We start from the raw sequence: 15,087 nt of genomic DNA, 5'->3' as shown, positions 1-15,087 counted from the left end.
CTCCGGATCCGGCTCCTCGGCCGAGCCGCGTTCCCTCACGACGCGTGAGCGGTCCGCTACTTCTCGGCTGGGTCGGCGGGGACCTGTTGCACGTGTCACGGCGGTGCTACGTTGCCGTCGGTCGAGGAACGCCGCCACTGGTGGGCAGGTTCCCCGGTGGACGCTCGAGCAGCCGAGCAGCAGCGCAGACCCGCGCACGCCCCACCGGAGGTCACCCGCTGTGACGGTCGCCCGAGCGGTTCCCCGTCCTGCTCCCGCACGCTGCGTCGCCGTCGCCGGCTGACGCCCCTCCCGCCGTCCGTGGCGCGAGGAGTCGTGCGGTGCCCCCGCACGGCGCCCGAGCGCCGTGCAGCCACGCCCCGGCGCGGTGCGTCCCCGTGACGTGCCGCGCTGCCGGGCCGACCGCCGGAGGTAGAAGTGTGTGGGATCGTCGCGTGCCGCGGCCGGGAACGAGCCGCTGAGTTCCTGGCCGGGGCGCTGTCCCGGCTGGAGTACCGCGGGTACGACTCGGCCGGCATCGCCGTCACCGGGACCGGCCCCGAGGGCCTGACCGTCGTCCGGGCCGTGGGCCGGGTCGCCTCGCTGCACGAACGGCTCGCCGCCGCACCACCGCCCGCCGGGTCGTGCCTGGGCATCGGGCACACGCGCTGGGCGACCCACGGCGGTGTCTCGGAGTCCAACGCCCACCCGCACCGGGACTGCGCCGGCGCGATCGCGGTGGTCCACAACGGGATCATCGACAACGCCGACGAGCTGGTGGCCGAGCTGCGGGGGCGCGGCCACCTCTTCACCTCCGACGTCGACAGCGAGGTGGTCGCCCACCTGGTGGAGGAGCTCTACGCCGGCTCCGGCTCGCTGGCGGCCGCCACCCTCGCCGCGGCCCGCCGGCTGCGGGGCACGTGGGCGCTGGCGGTCACCGCCGCCACCTCCCGGGACGTCGTCCTCGCCTCGCACCGCTCGCCGCTCGTGGTCGGCTCCGGCCCCGAGGGGCACGTGGCCGCCAGCGACGTCACCGCGCTGCTCGGCACGGTCGGTGCGGTGAGCGTCCTGCAGGACGGCGACGTCGTCGTCCTGGGCGACGAGGTCACCTGGCTCGACGCCACCGGAGCGGAGGTCCCCCCGCGGGAGAGCGTCCGGCTGTCCTGGGCGGCCGACGACGTCGAGCGCGGCGCCTACGACGACTTCATGGAGAAGGAGATCGCCGAGCAGCCCGCGGTGGTGGGCCGGCTGCTGGAGCGGCTGCTGCCCCAGGTCGCCGACGGCCGGCTGTGGTCGGGGACCGGGCTCGCCGCCCCGCAGCGGCTGCGGTTCCTGGCCTGCGGCAGCTCCCGGCACGCCGCCGAGGCGGTGGCCCGCGCCTTCGGCGTGCTCGGCGGGGTGCCGGCCGACGTCGTCGTCGCCTCCGAGCACGACGAGCTGGTCGTCCCCGGGCCCACCGACGGCGTGCTCACGGTCGCGATCTCCCAGTCCGGGGAGACATCCGACGTGCTGCACGCCCTGGAGGACGTCCGCGGGCCGGTGCTGGCGATCACCAACCGGCCGCAGTCCTCCCTCGCCCGCCGCAGCGACGCGGTGCTGGAGACCAGCGCCGGTCCCGAGATCGGGGTGGCGGCGACCAAGACGTTCACCACCCAGGTGGTCGCCGGGGCCGCGCTGGCCATCTCCCACGCCGCGGCGACCGGGTCGCTGGACCGCCGGTCCGTGGCCCAGCACGGGTTGCGGCTGGGGTCGCTGCCCGGCCGGCTGGCGGCCGCGCACACGACGTCCTTCCCCGTCGCGGTCGCCCTGGCCGAGGAGCTGGCCGACGCCCGGTCGTTCTTCTTCGTCTCCCGCGGCGCCGGGCTGCCCTACGCCGCGGAGGGGGCGCTGAAGCTCAAGGAGATCACCTACCGCAACGCCGAGTCGCTGCCCGCCGGGGAGTTCAAGCACGGCCCCATCGCGCTGATCGAGCAGGGCACCCCGGTGCTGCTGCTGGAGAGCGGGGACCCGGCCCGGCTGGCCAGCGCGGCCGCCGAGCTCGCCGCGCGCGGTGCCCGGGTGATCCGGGTGGGCTCAGGGCACACCGACACGTTCCCGGTGCTGTCCGGGCCGGCACCGGCCTGGGGACCGCTGGAGAGCGTCGTCGCCCTCCAGCACCTGGCCCGCTGCGTCGCCGTCGTGCTGGGCCGGGACGCCGACAAGCCGCGCAACCTCGCCAAGTCGGTGACCGTGCTGTGAGGCGCCGTGGCCGGGGGCGGGGCCGATGCCCGCGGGAGGAGCTCCCGGCCACGGGGCGGACGGCAGGGACGCCTCGCCCGGACCGGGTGCGGACACGGCAGGCCAGCTGCCGGGGAGCGTCGCGGGGTCCGTGGCGGGCAGGTTAACGACTGCGGTCCATTCACAGCTGCCCCTTGGCTCACTCGTAGCGGACCGTTAGCGTGCTGTGACGGATCGGTCCCGACCGGTCCATGCGTGCCTGGCTCCTCGGCCTGGCTCGTCAGCTCTGCGCAGCGGACCGTCCCGGCGGCCCGCTGACGCCTGTCCTGGAGGAACCTCCGTGCGCAGAACGCGCCTGTCCCTCGCAGTCCTGGTGATGGCGTCCTCCGCCGTCCTGGCGCTGCCCGCCACGGCGTCGGCCGAGGTCGACACCGCGGCCGTCGCCGCGGACGTCCCGGTCCAGCTGATGACGTTCAACGACTTCCACGGGCGGATCAACCAGCCCTCCGGCAACGACGGGAAGGCGACGCTGCCGGGTGCGGACGGCGCCTACGGCACCGCCGACGACGAGTCCGTCGCGGTCGGTGGTGCGGCGAGCCTGGCCGCCACCGTGGGCCGGACCCGCGAGCAGTTCCTCGCCGACGGCGGCAGTGCCGACGGCTCCCTGCTCGTTGGGCTCGGCGACCTGGTCGGCGCCTCGCCGTTCGAGTCCGCGGCCGTCCGCGACGAGTCGACCCTGGAGGTCATGAACGCACTCGGCGTGAGCGTCTCCGTCGTCGGCAACCACGAGTTCGACCGCGGCACCGACGAGCTGCGCCGCATCTCCGGGGCCACCGACGCCACGGCGACCGACGACGTCGCCGCCTGCGAGGGCGTCGAGGTGGGGGTCACCGGCTGCTTCACCGACAGCACCGGCCAGCCCTTCGCCGGCACCGACTTCCCCTACCTGGCGGCCAACGTCGTCGACAAGGGCACCCGCGAGCCGATGCTGCCGCCGTACGCGGTCGTCGAGGCCGGCGGCGGCAAGTCGATCGGCTTCATCGGCGTCGTCACCGACACCACCCCGACGATCGTCTCCCCGACGGGCATCTCCGACGTCGAGTTCCTCGACGAGGCGGAGTCGATCAACCGCTACGTGCCCGAGCTGCAGGCGCAGGGCGTCGAGGCGATCGTGGCGCTGGTCCACGAGGGCGGGGACAACACCGGCACGAACGGCGCGGACCCCAACGGCTGCGACCAGCTCACCGGCTCGATCGTGGACGTCAACGCCGCGACCGACCCCGCCGTCGACCTGATCGTCAGCGCCCACAGCCACCAGGGCTACAACTGCATGCTCACCGACCCGGCGGGCCAGCCGCGGCTGGTCACCCAGGCCGAGTACTACGGCCGCATGCTCACCGACATCCGGCTCGTGCTCGACGGCGAGACCGGTGACGTGGACCGGCTCTGCGCCGACTACCGGGCCGAGAGCAGCTACAACGTCCGGGACGACGAGGACGCCGAGATCGCCGGCATCGTCGACTACTGGACCGACCTGGCCGCCGAGAAGGGCGACCGCAGGGTCGGTGACGCCACCGAGACCATCGCGCGGCCCGGCGGTCTCGTCGACACCGACAACGACCCGGCGACCCCGCCGGTCTTCCGGGACGACCGCACGGCCGAGTCCGGCCTGGGCAACCTGGTCGCCCAGGCGCAGTTGGAGTCGGTGCAGGCCGATCCCGCCTTCGGCGACCCGGTGATCGCGTTCATGAACCCCGGCGGGCTGCGGGCCGACATCGAGGCCGGCGAGGTCACCTACGCCGACCTGTTCAACGTCCAGCCGTTCAGCAACACGGTCAACACGACCACGCTGACCGGTGCCGACGTGCGGGGCGTGCTGGAGCAGCAGTTCCAGCAGGTCTCCCCGGGCACGACGACGGGGAACGGCCCGCGCAACAGCACGCTGCGGCTGGGCACGTCCGAGGGGCTCAGCTACCGCTACGACCTGAGCAAGCCCTACGGGCAGCGGATCGACCCCACGTCGATCACCGTCCTGGGCGAGCCCCTCGACCTGACCGCCGAGTACCGCGTGGCGGCCAACTCCTTCCTCATCGCCGGCGGTGACGGCTTCACCTCCTTCACCAACGGCGACGAGCGCGGCATCGGGCCGGTCGCCGGTCCGGTGGACGTCGACAGCGCCGTCACCTACTTCGAGACCAACTCCCCGGTGTCGGCGCCGGCCGCTGACCACGGTCAGGCCGCCACCTTCGCCACGCCGGAGCCGGCGGCGGGCCTGGACGCGGGCACCGGACCGGTGCCCCCGGTCGGTTCCGTCCCCGGGACCAGCGGCGCGCTCGGTGTCGAGGGCGCCGGCTTCGAGTGCCCGGCGACCGGTGAGCCCGGCAAGCCGGGTGAGCCCGGCAAGCCGGGTGAGCCCGGCAAGCCCGGTCAGCCGGGTCAGCCGGGTCAGCCCGGTCAGCCCGGGCAGCCCGGTCAGCCGGGCCACCCTGGTCAGCCCGGTGAGCCCGGCAAGCCGGGTCAGCCCGGCCCGGTGGGTCCTGCCGGTCCGGCCGCCCCGGTCGGTGGGCCGAAGGGCGTCGTCCCGGTGACGTCTGCTCCCGCCACGCACGGGTCCGTCGTCGCCGGCGGTGGCAGCGGGTCGGGCACGGGCGGTGCCGAGCTGGCCTACACCGGGGCCCCGGTCGGGTCGATGCTCGGCGTCGGTGGCGCCCTGCTGGCGGGCGGGGTCGCCCTGACGGCGGCGGGCTACCGTCGTCGGCGTGGCCTCGCCGACTGATCACCCGCACGACAGCAGCGAGCCCGACAGCACCGACGACCTGAGGCCGGTCCCCACACCGTGGGGGCCGGCCTCCGGCGTCGGGTCCCTGCCCGGCACCGACCCGGTCGAGGCGGTGCGCCTGGTCGTCGGCGAGCTGCCGGACCTCCCGCACCTGCCCGAGCTGCCCGGACGCGGCGCCGGCGCGGACCTGCTCGGCCGGACCGCGGCGCTGCTGGTCGACATCGCCGTCGACCTCACCCCGGCCGGCTGGCGGCTCGTCCCGCGCGCGGGCAACGACCTGCGCCGGGCCCAGGAGATGCTCGACCGCGACATGGACGCGCTCTTCGACGTCGCCGAGCGCTACGTCGGCCCGTTCAAGGTCCAGGTCGCCGGGCCGTGGACGCTGGCCGCCGGGCTCGAGCGCACCCGCGGTGACCGCGCCGTGGTCGACCCGGGCGCTCGCCGCGACCTGGCCCAGTCGCTGGCCGAGGGCATCGCCGCGCACGTGGCCGCCGTCTCCGCCCGGGTGCCCGGCGCCCGCGTCGTCGTCCAGCTCGACGAGCCGTCGGTCCCCGCCGTCCTGCAGGGCGGGCTCCCGACGATCAGCGGGTTCGGCAAGCTCTCCGCCGTCGAGTCGAACGTGGTCGAGGAGCAGCTCGCCGCCCTCGTCGCCCGGGTGCCGGTGCCCGTCGTCGTGCACTGCTGCGCCAACCGGGCGCCGCTGGACCTCTTCCGCGCCGCCGGCGCCGACGGTCTCTCCTTCGACCTCGGCATGGTGCAGGACCTCGACGCCGTCGGGACCGCCGTCGAGGCCGGCACCCACCTGCTCGTGGGCGTCGTCCCCGGCACCGACACCACGCTGCCGAACCCGAAGGCGACGGCCAGCCGCCTGCAGGCCTGGTGGCGCGAGCTCGGCTTCCCGGCCGAGCAGCTGTCCACCGCCGTCACGCTCACGCCGGCCTGCGGCATGGCCGGGGCCAGCCCCGCCTACGCCCGGACGGCGATGCGCCACGTCCGTGAGGCGGCGAGGTACCTGGTCCCGGAGTGAGGGTCAGCCGAGGCGACCGACCTTGCTGACCGCCGTCCCGTGGTGCAAGCAGACCCACCAGGCGGCACCGTCGTGCAGTTGCGCCTCGAGCGGGTGCGTCGTCGGGTGGTGCGGGCACGCTGGCCAGTTGGTCGGGGCGCTGCCCCACAGCTCCTCGACCGCCCCCTCCTGCACCTGGTCGGCGACGTCGACCACCTGCTCGGCCTGCGGCCGGCCCAGGCTCGTGGCCACGCCGCGGCCGCTGCCGTCCGGGCTCCAGAGCATCGCCCCGGGTCGGTGCGCGTCACCGGACCAGTCGCTGTCCTCGATCCGTGGGACGGGGGTGCTTGTGGCCTGCAGGTCGGCCAGCACCGGTCGCAGGGCGCGCTCGAGCTCGGGGTGCACGCACTCACTGTCCCGGGGCTGTCCACGGCATTGCCCGCGACGTCGTCGAGACCCGTGGACGATGCCCTGACCTGGACTTTCGCCTTGTAGGGCCACCGTCTGACGGGTAGACTTCGAACACGTGTTCGATCGGCGGAGGAGGTGTCGTGAGCGAGTTGCAGTCGGCTCTCGACGCCCTGGCGGTCGAGGACCTGCACGGGTTGTCCGAGGGGCAGGTGCTGGACCGGACGGCGTTCCTGGTCCAGGTGGTCAACCGCGCGAGTGCGGAGCTGACGCGCACCGTGCGGCACGGGGAGCTGACGCAGGCAGCCGAGCACGACGGGCTGAAGTCGATGCGGTCGTGGCTGGTCGGGCACGCGAGGCTGGCGCCGGCGGAGGCGTCGCGGGTCGTGCGGTCGGGCCGCGCGCTCGAGCACTTCCCGGCGCTGGCGGCCGGCTTCGCTGACGGTGACGTGACCGCTGCCCAGCTCAACGTGGTCGCGGAGGTGGTCGGGCCGGTCGAGCTCGCGAAGGCGGCCGAGCAGGGCATCGACCTGGCGCCGTTCGACGAGGCCTGGACGGCGGTCGCCAGCGCGGCGCCGTACCACTCCCTGGTCGCGGCCGTGCAGGCGTTCGAGGACGCGCTGGACCCCGACGGCATCGAGCCGGACCCCACCGAGGGGCGACGGTTGACGATCGCCAGGCACGCCGACGGGACCGTCACGGGCCGGTTCGACCTCGACGTCGTGGGCGGGGAGAAGGTGCAGGCGGCGATCGAGTCGATCGTGCAGGCCGACCGCCCGAAGGGCGACGACCGCACACGCGCGCAGCAGAACGCCGATGCGCTCGTGCAGCTGTGCGACAACCAGCTCGCCGCCGGAGGTCTACCGACGTTGCGGACGGTGAAGCCACACGTCGTGGTGACCGTCGACATCGAGGACCTGGTCGACCCCTCGACCGGCCCGGACGCCGCCCGTACCGGGTTCGGGGCGACCCTGTCGGCCGCCCGCGCCCGGTGGGTCGCCTGCGACTCGACGGTGACCCGGATCGTGCTGGGCCCCGACGGGCTGCCGCTGGACGTCGGCCGCACCCACCGGGTGGTCCCGCCGCACCTCCGCCGGGCGGTGGAGAACCGCGACGGGCACTGCGTGTTCGCCGGTTGTGGGGCGCCGACGCACTGGTGCGACGTCCACCACCTCGTCGAGTGGATCAACGACGGGGAGACGTCACTGGACAACTCCGCGCTGCTCTGCGAACGCCACCACACGAAGGTCCACCACGGCTTCCGCGTCCAGCGTGACGCTGGAGCACCGCCGGGTCATCGTTGGCGCACCTGGAGACCCGACGGCACCGAGATCCTGATCGGTCCGCTGCTCTAGGGACTACGAGTCCTCGCCGTCCCAACCGACGTCCAGGACGCGGGCCAGCGGAGCGACGTCCGGGTGCAGTCGTGCGCGCAGGCACTCGGCATGCGCGAAGAACTGCTGCTCGCGCTGGTCCGGCAGTGGCTCCTGCCACCGCGCGACGACGACGAACGCGCACGGGTCCACCGGACCGCCGTCGGCATCGGCGCCGCAGAACGCGCACACCACCGGGACGGGCATCAGTGCCGCCGGATGACGCGCACGAACAGGACGCCGACGATCACGGCCATGAAAGGGGCGACGAGCCAGATCGGCGCGTTGCCCCCGCCACTGCCCGCGGGGAACGGGGCCGCCACGAGCGCCAGTACGGACATCGGGTTGATGATGCGGCACCGTGGTCAGCAGTGAGACCGGTCGCGGGCCAGGGGTGGACGTCCACCGGTCGGGTGACCGCCGCGCGCAGCCGGTTTCCCGTCGGACCCGCCGGATACCGTGCCCACCGTGACCAGCGCGGACCAGGTGGAGCAGGAAGCCGTCGGCGGACCCGACCAGCCCGCGGTCGAGGCCGCCGTCGACCGGGAGGACCTCACCGAGGTCCCCGACGATGCGCGCACCCGGCACCGCGACCTCTCCGAGGAGCTCGACCGGTACGCCTTCGCCTACTACGTGCAGGACGCTCCGCTGGTCAGCGACGGTCAGTACGACGAGCGGATGGGCGAGCTCAAGGCGCTGGAGGCCGCCCACCCGGCGCTGCTGACCCCCGACTCGCCCAGCCAGAAGGTCAACGGCGGCTTCGGCGCGACCTTCGCCCCGGTCACCCACCCGGAGCGCATGCAGAGCCTGGACAACGTCTTCAGCTCCGACGAGCTCTCGGCCTGGGCCGGCCGCGCGGAGCGCGACGGCGCGACGGGCGCGGGCTGGCTGTGCGAGCTGAAGGTCGACGGTCTGGCCATCGACCTGGTCTACGAGAACGGCCGGCTCACCGGGGCGGCCACCCGCGGCGACGGCGTCACCGGCGAGGACGTCACCGCCAACGTGCGCACGCTGGCCGTCGTCCCGCAGCAGCTCACCGGCGACGACGTCCCCGAGTTCCTCGAGGTGCGGGGCGAGGTGTTCTTCCCCGTCGCCGCCTTCGCCGAGGTCAACGCCGGGCTGGTCGAGGCCGGCAAGGCGCCCTTCGCCAACCCGCGCAACGCCGCCGCCGGCTCGCTGCGGCAGAAGGACGCCCGCGAGACCGCCAAGCGCCCGCTGAGCATGGTCGTGCACGGCCTCGGTGCCCGCCGCGGCTTCGAGCCGGCCACCCAGTCCGCGGCCTACGAGCAGCTCGCGGCGTGGGGGCTGCCCACCAGCAGCCGCTACGAGGTGGTCGAGGACCTCCCGGCCGTCTGGGCCTACATCGAGCGCTACCGCGAGGCGCGGCACTCCGTCGAGCACGAGATCGACGGCGTCGTGGTCAAGGTCGACCAGGTCTCCCTGCAGCGCCGGCTGGGCTCCACCAGCCGAGCCCCGCGCTGGGCGATCGCCTTCAAGTACCCGCCGGAGGAGGCCACCACCAAGCTCCTCGACATCAAGGTCAACGTCGGCCGCACCGGCCGGGTGACGCCGTTCGCCTACATGGAGCCGGTGAAGGTCGCCGGGTCCACCGTCGGCCTGGCCACGCTGCACAACGCCAGCGAGGTCACGCGCAAGGGCGTGCTCATCGGCGACACCGTCGTCATCCGCAAGGCCGGCGACGTGATCCCCGAGGTGCTCGGGCCGGTGGTCGCGGCCCGCGACGGCTCCGAGCACGCCTTCGTCTTCCCCACGCACTGCCCCGAGTGCGGCACCGAGCTGCGCCCGGAGAAGGAGGGCGACGCCGACATCCGCTGCCCCAACGCCCGGTCGTGCCCGGCGCAGCTGCGGGAACGCGTCTTCCACGTCGCCGGCCGCGGCGCCTTCGACATCGAGGTGCTCGGCTACGAGGCGGCGATCGCCCTGCTCGCCGAGCACCTGCTCGCCGACGAGGGCGACGTCTTCTTCCTCGACGAGGAGGCGCTGCGCCGCACCGCCTTCTTCACCCGCAAGGACGGTGAGCTCTCCGCCAACGGCAAGCGGCTGCTGACCAACCTGCAGACCCGCAAGGACGTGCCGCTGTGGCGGGTCCTGGTCGCGCTGTCGATCCGGCACGTCGGCCCGACCGCCGCGCAGGCGCTGGCCCGCGAGTTCCGCTCCATCGACCGGCTGATGGCCGCGAGCGAGGAGGAGCTGGCCGCCGCCGAGGGCGTGGGGCCGACGATCGCCACCGCCGTGCGCGACTGGTTCGCAGTCGACTGGCACCGCGACGTGGTCGAGAAGTGGCGGCAGGCCGGCGTCCGGATGGCCGACGCGGACGTCGACGAGGCACCCGGCCCGCTCACCGGCGTCACCGTCGTGGTCACCGGCTCGCTGCGCGACCACAGCCGTGACGAGGCCATCGCCGCCATCCAGGAGCGCGGCGGCAAGGTCACCAGCGGGGTGTCGAAGAAGACCGGCTTCGTCGTCGTGGGCGCCGACCCGGGCAGCAAGTACGACAAGGCAGTAGCGGCCAAGGCGCCGATCCTGGACGACGACGGTTTCGCCGTGCTGCTCGACCAGGGCCCGGACGCCGCCCGCGAGGTGGCCACCATCGGCGACGGCACCGAGCCCGCAGAACCGGCGGAGGGGGCGCAGTCCGAGGCGGGTGCGGAGCCGGCGGCGAAGCCGAAGCGGGCTCCGCGGCGCAAGAAGGCGGCACCGGAGGCGGCTGTCGACGAGGCACCTGCCGACGGGGCACCCGTCGACGAGGCCGCAGCTGACGGGACAGCCGCCGTGGCAGTCGCCGAGGGGACCTCCGCCGCCGAGCCGGTCGCCGACGGGACAGCGGCCGCCGAGCCGGTCACGGACACCGAGCAGCCCGGGGCCTGAGGCCCCTCATCGGCCGACGGGTCCCGCCGCAGGGGCCGCCCACGTACCGGGCGGCCCCTGCGGCGGGGTCCTCCGTCAGACCGGTGGGAGCCGGGCGACGGTGGCGGCCAGGCCCGTGAGGTGGGCCAGCCGCAGCAGCTCCGAGCGGCGGAACGCCGGGCCGCCCGACCGGCCGATCAGCACCGCGGTGCCGTCGGGGTCCAGCGGGGCGGCCATCATCTCCACGGCCATCTCCTGCCAGCGCAGCGGCACCCACTCGGCGTCGCTGGGCAGCAGCAGCGGGGTGGACAGCGGCAGCCACGGCAGCGGCACGCCCTCCAGCACGGGTGCCGCGTCGGAGGCGGCCAGCACCGTCAGGTCCGCCGACGTCCCGGCGAGCACGACCGCCCAGCCGCTGCGGAACACCCGGGGCAGCTCGGCGGCCAGCACCTTCGCCGTCCCGACCCCGGCCGGGGCGAGCGCCTCCAGCAGGTCGAGCTCGCGGTGGGTGTCCATGGGGCCGGCGAAGGGGCGCAGCGACTCGACCTGGACGCCGGGCACGGCGGTCGCGGCGGTGATCAGGCTGTCGGCCACGCGGTCGGCGGGCAGCTCGACGACGATGTCGTCGACGGCCACGCCGCTGCCGCGTTCCAGGACGTCGACGGAGACGATGTCGATGCCGGCATCGCCGAGTGCGGTGGCGATGGCACCGAGGGTGCCGGGGCGGTCGGGCACGACCAGCCGCAAGAGGTAGGACACGGGTCCCTCCGGGTGCGCCTGCTGAGCGGGGCCGATCGGCGTCGATCGCGGACCGCGCAAGCCTCCCGCATCAGGGGCCGCTGTGGCGAACCCGGCGCACGGCCGGGGGAGCGACCTGCCCCACGTACAGTTGACCTGATGTCTGCGGCGCAGGTCGCGGCAGCACGACGTCGATGAAGTGAGGTCCTCCAGCTTTGAGCAGCATCTCCCGGGACGACGTGGCGCACCTCGCCCGTCTGGCCCGCCTGGCGGTCACCGACGAGGAGCTGGACCGGTTCGCCGGGCAGCTCGACCAGGTGCTGGCCGCCGTGGCGCGGGTCGGTGAGGCCGCGGTGACCGACGTGCCGCCGATGTCGCACGCCGTCCCGCTGACCAACGTGCTGCGCCCCGACGTGGTCACCCCGAGCCTGCCGCGCGACGTCGTGCTGGCCGGGGCGCCCGCCGCCGAGGACGACCGCTTCCGCGTGCCGCGCATCCTGGGGGACGCCGAGTGAGCACCGACCTGACCACCACCGACGTCGCCGGGCTGTCCCGGCTGCTGTCCGCCGGTGAGGTGAGCGCCGTCGAGGTGACCCGCGCGCACCTGGACCGCATCGCCGCCGAGGACGGCGCGCTGGGCGCCTACCTGCATGTCGACGCCGAAGCCGCGCTCGCCGGCGCCACCGCGATCGACTCCGCCCGCGCCGCCGGCGACGAGCTCGGTCCGCTGGCCGGTGTGCCGGTGGCCCTCAAGGACCTGGTGGTCACCGAGGGCGTGCCGACCACCAGCGGCTCGAAGATCCTCGAGGGCTGGCGCCCGCCCTACAGCGCCACCCTCGCCACCCGGCTGGCCGACGCCGGCACGGTGCTGCTGGGCAAGACCAACATGGACGAGTTCGCGATGGGCTCCTCCACGGAGAACTCCGCCTACCAGGTCACCCGCAACCCCTGGGACCTCGACCGCATCCCCGGCGGCTCCTCCGGCGGGTCCAGCGCCGCGGTCGCCGGGCACCTCGCGCCCTGGTCGATCGGCACCGACACCGGCGGTTCGATCCGCCAGCCGGCCGCCGTCACCGGGCTGGTCGGGCACAAGCCCACCTACGGCTCGGTGTCCCGATACGGCCTCATCGCCTTCTCCTCCAGCCTCGACCAGGCCGGCCCGATGGCGCGCACGGTGCTCGACGCCGCGCTGATGCACGAGGTGATCGGCGGGTACGACCCGCGCGACTCCACCAGCATCGACCGGCCCGCGACCGGGTTCGCCGACGCCGCCCGCGCCGGTGCGTCCGGCGACCTCAGCGGCGTCCGGGTCGGCGTCGTCCGCGAGCTGGGCGGGGACGGGCACACCGACGGCTACGAGCCCGGTGTCCTGGCCCGCACCCGCGAGGCCGTCGAGCTGCTCGCGGGCCTGGGTGCAGAGGTCGTCGAGGTCTCCTGCCCCTCCTTCGACCTGGCGCTGCCCGCCTACTACCTCATCGCGCCCAGCGAGGCGTCGTCGAACCTGTCCCGCTACGAGGGCGTGCGGTTCGGCCTGCGGGTCGGCGACGACGGCAGCCACGACCTCGACGAGGTCATGGCGCTCACCCGCGAGCAGGGCTTCGGGCCCGAGGTCAAGCGGCGGATCATCCTGGGCACGTACGCGCTGTCCAGCGGCCTCTACGACGCCTACTACGCCCAGGCGCAGAAGGTCCGCACGCTGATCACCCGCGACTTCACCGCCGCCTTCGCCGGTGTCGACGTGCTGGTCAGCCCGACCACCCCGACGGTCGCCTTCCCGATCGGCTCCCGCGTCGAGGACCCGATCGCCATGTACGCCGCCGACCTCTGCACCCTGCCGGCCAGCCTCGCCGGGCTGCCGGCCATCTCGGTGCCCAGCGGGCTGTCCGAGGGCCTGCCGGTCGGCTTCCAGGTCATGGCCCCCGCGCTCGCCGACGACCGCTGCTACCGGGTCGCCGCCGCGCTCGAGGCCGCGCAGGACGCCGCCCGCGGGCACCGGCTGCTCGACGAGCTGCCCGGGGTGCGCGCGTGAACGGCGCACTCAAGGCCGCCTGGGCCCTGACGCTCTTCGTGGTCCTGGCGGGCATCATCGGCTGGGCCGTCAGCGGCCGCCCCGTGTTCGCCGTCTTCATCGTCCTGGGCGTGCTGACCGGCGGGGCGGCACTGCTCGCCTTCCGTTCCACGCCCTCCGGCCCGTCCTCTGCTGGGGAGCGCAAGTGAGCACCACCGATCGCCTCGTCGACTACGACGAGCTGCTGACCCGCTACGAGCCGGTCATCGGCCTGGAGACCCACGTCGAGCTGGGCACCGCCTCGAAGATGTTCTGCGGCTGCTCGACCACCTTCGGCGCCGAGCCGAACACCCAGACCTGCCCGGTCTGCCTGGGCATGCCCGGGTCGCTGCCGGTGGCCAACGCCGCCGCCGTCGAGTCGACCATCCAGATCGGCCTGGCGCTGGGCTGCAGCATCGCCAACTGGTCCCGGTTCGCGCGGAAGAACTACTTCTACCCCGACATCCCGAAGGGGTACCAGACCAGCCAGTTCGACGAGCCGCTGTGCGTCGACGGCTTCCTGGACGTCGACGTCGAGGGCCGCACGTACCGCGTGGAGATCGAGCGGGTGCACCTGGAGGAGGACACCGGCAAGAACCTGCACGTCGGTGGGGCCACCGGGCGCATCCACGGCGCCGACCACTCGCTGGTCGACTTCAACCGGGCCGGCATCCCGCTGGTGGAGATCGTCACCCGCCCGGTCCCCGGCGCCGGTGCGCTGGCCCCCGAGGTCGCCCGCGCCTACGTCACCGAGCTGCGCGAGATCGTCCAGGCCCTCGGCGCCTCCGACGTCCGGATGGAGCAGGGCAGCCTGCGCTGCGACGTCAACATCTCGCTCAACCCGACCGGCGCGGCCGAGCTGGGCACCCGCACCGAGACCAAGAACGTGAACTCGCTGCGTTCGGTCGAGCGGGCCGTGCGCTTCGAGATGCGCCGCCAGGCCGCCGTGCTGGACGAGGGCGGCCGGGTGGTCCAGGAGACCCGGCACTTCCACGAGGACACCGGCACCACGTCCTCGGGGCGGAGCAAGGAGGAGGCGACCGACTACCGGTACTTCCCCGAGCCCGACCTCGTGCCGCTGGCCCCCGACGCCGACTGGATCGAGACGCTGCGCGCCGGCCTGCCCGAGCTGCCGGCCGCCCGCCGCGCCCGGCTGCAGGAGGAGTGGGGCATCTCGGGCACCGAGATGACCTGGCTGGCCAACGCCGGTGCCCTCGGCCTGGTCGAGCAGACCGTCGCCGCCGGTGCCGCCCCGGGTGACGCCCGCAAGTGGTGGCTGGGCGACCTCGCCCGCCGCGCCAACGACACCGGCGTCGAGCTGACCGAGCTGGCCGTCACCCCGGTCCAGGTCGCGCAGCTGTGCGGGCTGGTCACCGCGGGCACGATCAACGACAAGCTGGCCCGTCAGGTGCTCGACGGCGTGCTGGCCGGCCAGGGCGACCCGGCCCAGGTCGTCGAGGCCCAGGGCCTGGCGGTCATGGGGGAGTCCGACGAGCTGGTGGCCGCGGTCGAGGCCGCCATCGCCGGCGCCCCCGACGTCATCGCCAAGGTGCAGTCGGGCAAGGTCGCCGCGCTCGGCGCGCTCGTCGGGGCGGTCATGAAGACCACCCGCGGCAAGGCCGATGCGCCCACCGTGAAGCGGATGCTGGAGGAGCGGGTGCTGGGCTCCTAG

Annotated in this window: 13 protein-coding genes; 9 read left to right on the top strand and 4 right to left on the bottom strand. The window is 74.3% G+C overall.

Features of this window, described 5'->3' with window-relative positions; genetic code table 11:
- The first annotated feature begins 417 nt into the window (after positions 1-417).
- The 3 genes from glmS (at position 418) to KUM42_RS05475 (ending at position 6,002) form a co-directional block, all read left to right on the top strand.
- Positions 418-2,217 carry a glutamine--fructose-6-phosphate transaminase (isomerizing) gene (glmS, locus tag KUM42_RS05485; RefSeq protein WP_237495653.1) on the top strand — a complete coding sequence of 600 codons (1,800 nt, stop codon included), beginning with the start codon at positions 418-420 and terminating at the stop codon, positions 2,215-2,217.
- A 319-nt stretch (positions 2,218-2,536) separates the two neighbouring features.
- Positions 2,537-4,972 (top strand): bifunctional metallophosphatase/5'-nucleotidase, encoded by a 2,436-nt coding sequence (locus tag KUM42_RS05480; RefSeq protein WP_237495652.1) that lies wholly within the window; start codon positions 2,537-2,539, stop codon positions 4,970-4,972.
- Positions 4,956-6,002, top strand: a complete 1,047-nt coding sequence (locus KUM42_RS05475) for a methionine synthase (RefSeq protein WP_237495651.1) — start codon at positions 4,956-4,958, stop codon at positions 6,000-6,002. The genes KUM42_RS05480 and KUM42_RS05475 overlap by 17 nt, the downstream gene beginning before the upstream one ends.
- A 3-nt stretch (positions 6,003-6,005) precedes the next feature.
- Here the strand turns inward: KUM42_RS05475 and KUM42_RS05470 are convergent, their stop codons facing one another.
- Positions 6,006-6,386: a hypothetical protein gene (locus KUM42_RS05470; protein ID WP_237495649.1), complete on the bottom strand. Its 381-nt coding sequence runs from the start codon at positions 6,384-6,386 to the stop codon at positions 6,006-6,008.
- 146 nt (positions 6,387-6,532) lie between these two features.
- On the opposite strand from KUM42_RS05470, the gene KUM42_RS05465 reads away from it, so the two are divergent.
- Positions 6,533-7,744, top strand: coding sequence for an HNH endonuclease signature motif containing protein (locus KUM42_RS05465; RefSeq protein ID WP_237495647.1), 1,212 nt, complete (start codon positions 6,533-6,535; stop codon positions 7,742-7,744).
- Between the two features lie 3 nt (positions 7,745-7,747).
- Here the strand turns inward: KUM42_RS05465 and KUM42_RS05460 are convergent, their stop codons facing one another.
- Together KUM42_RS05460 and KUM42_RS20110 are read right to left on the bottom strand one after the other, a co-directional pair.
- Positions 7,748-7,969 carry a hypothetical protein gene (locus KUM42_RS05460; protein ID WP_237495645.1) on the bottom strand — a complete coding sequence of 74 codons (222 nt, stop codon included), beginning with the start codon at positions 7,967-7,969 and terminating at the stop codon, positions 7,748-7,750.
- Entirely contained in the window at positions 7,969-8,103 is a 135-nt protein-coding gene (locus tag KUM42_RS20110; RefSeq protein WP_255557552.1) for a hypothetical protein, read from the bottom strand. Before KUM42_RS20110 ends, KUM42_RS05460 begins: the two co-directional genes overlap by 1 nt.
- A 127-nt stretch (positions 8,104-8,230) precedes the next feature.
- Here KUM42_RS20110 and ligA point away from each other — a divergent pair, with 127 nt between their 5' ends.
- On the top strand, positions 8,231-10,651 hold the full coding sequence (ligA, locus tag KUM42_RS05455) for an NAD-dependent DNA ligase LigA (protein ID WP_237495643.1): 2,421 nt from the start codon (positions 8,231-8,233) through the stop codon (positions 10,649-10,651).
- A gap of 75 nt (positions 10,652-10,726) precedes the next feature.
- Here ligA and KUM42_RS05450 read toward each other — a convergent pair whose 3' ends face one another.
- Positions 10,727-11,389, bottom strand: a complete 663-nt coding sequence (locus KUM42_RS05450) for an ACT domain-containing protein (RefSeq protein WP_237495640.1) — start codon at positions 11,387-11,389, stop codon at positions 10,727-10,729.
- Positions 11,390-11,583: 194 nt separating this feature from the next.
- On the opposite strand from KUM42_RS05450, the gene gatC reads away from it, so the two are divergent.
- The 4 genes from gatC to gatB are packed head-to-tail and all read left to right on the top strand — an operon-like array spanning position 11,584 to position 15,087.
- Entirely contained in the window at positions 11,584-11,883 is a 300-nt protein-coding gene (gatC, locus tag KUM42_RS05445; RefSeq protein ID WP_237495638.1) for an Asp-tRNA(Asn)/Glu-tRNA(Gln) amidotransferase subunit GatC, read from the top strand.
- On the top strand, positions 11,880-13,397 hold the full coding sequence (gene gatA, locus KUM42_RS05440) for an Asp-tRNA(Asn)/Glu-tRNA(Gln) amidotransferase subunit GatA (RefSeq protein WP_237495636.1): 1,518 nt from the start codon (positions 11,880-11,882) through the stop codon (positions 13,395-13,397). Before gatC ends, gatA begins: the two co-directional genes overlap by 4 nt.
- Positions 13,394-13,585, top strand: a complete 192-nt coding sequence (locus KUM42_RS05435) for a hypothetical protein (RefSeq protein ID WP_237495633.1) — start codon at positions 13,394-13,396, stop codon at positions 13,583-13,585. Before gatA ends, KUM42_RS05435 begins: the two co-directional genes overlap by 4 nt.
- Positions 13,582-15,087 carry an Asp-tRNA(Asn)/Glu-tRNA(Gln) amidotransferase subunit GatB gene (gene gatB, locus KUM42_RS05430; protein ID WP_237495631.1) on the top strand — a complete coding sequence of 502 codons (1,506 nt, stop codon included), beginning with the start codon at positions 13,582-13,584 and terminating at the stop codon, positions 15,085-15,087. Before KUM42_RS05435 ends, gatB begins: the two co-directional genes overlap by 4 nt.

Origin of the sequence: Modestobacter sp. L9-4 (genome assembly GCF_019112525.1) — a bacterium.
Lineage (GTDB): Bacteria > Actinomycetota > Actinomycetes > Mycobacteriales > Geodermatophilaceae > Modestobacter.
Note: the sequence above shows the minus strand (reverse complement) of the source record. Positions and strands in the feature narration are given on the sequence as shown.

Coding starts and splice junctions, on each gene's coding strand:
- KUM42_RS05460 (WP_237495645.1), bottom strand. CDS start 7,969: ATGCCCGTCCCGGTGGTGTGCGCGTTCTGCGGCGCCGATGCCGACGGC.
- KUM42_RS20110 (WP_255557552.1), bottom strand. CDS start 8,103: ATGTCCGTACTGGCGCTCGTGGCGGCCCCGTTCCCCGCGGGCAGTGGC.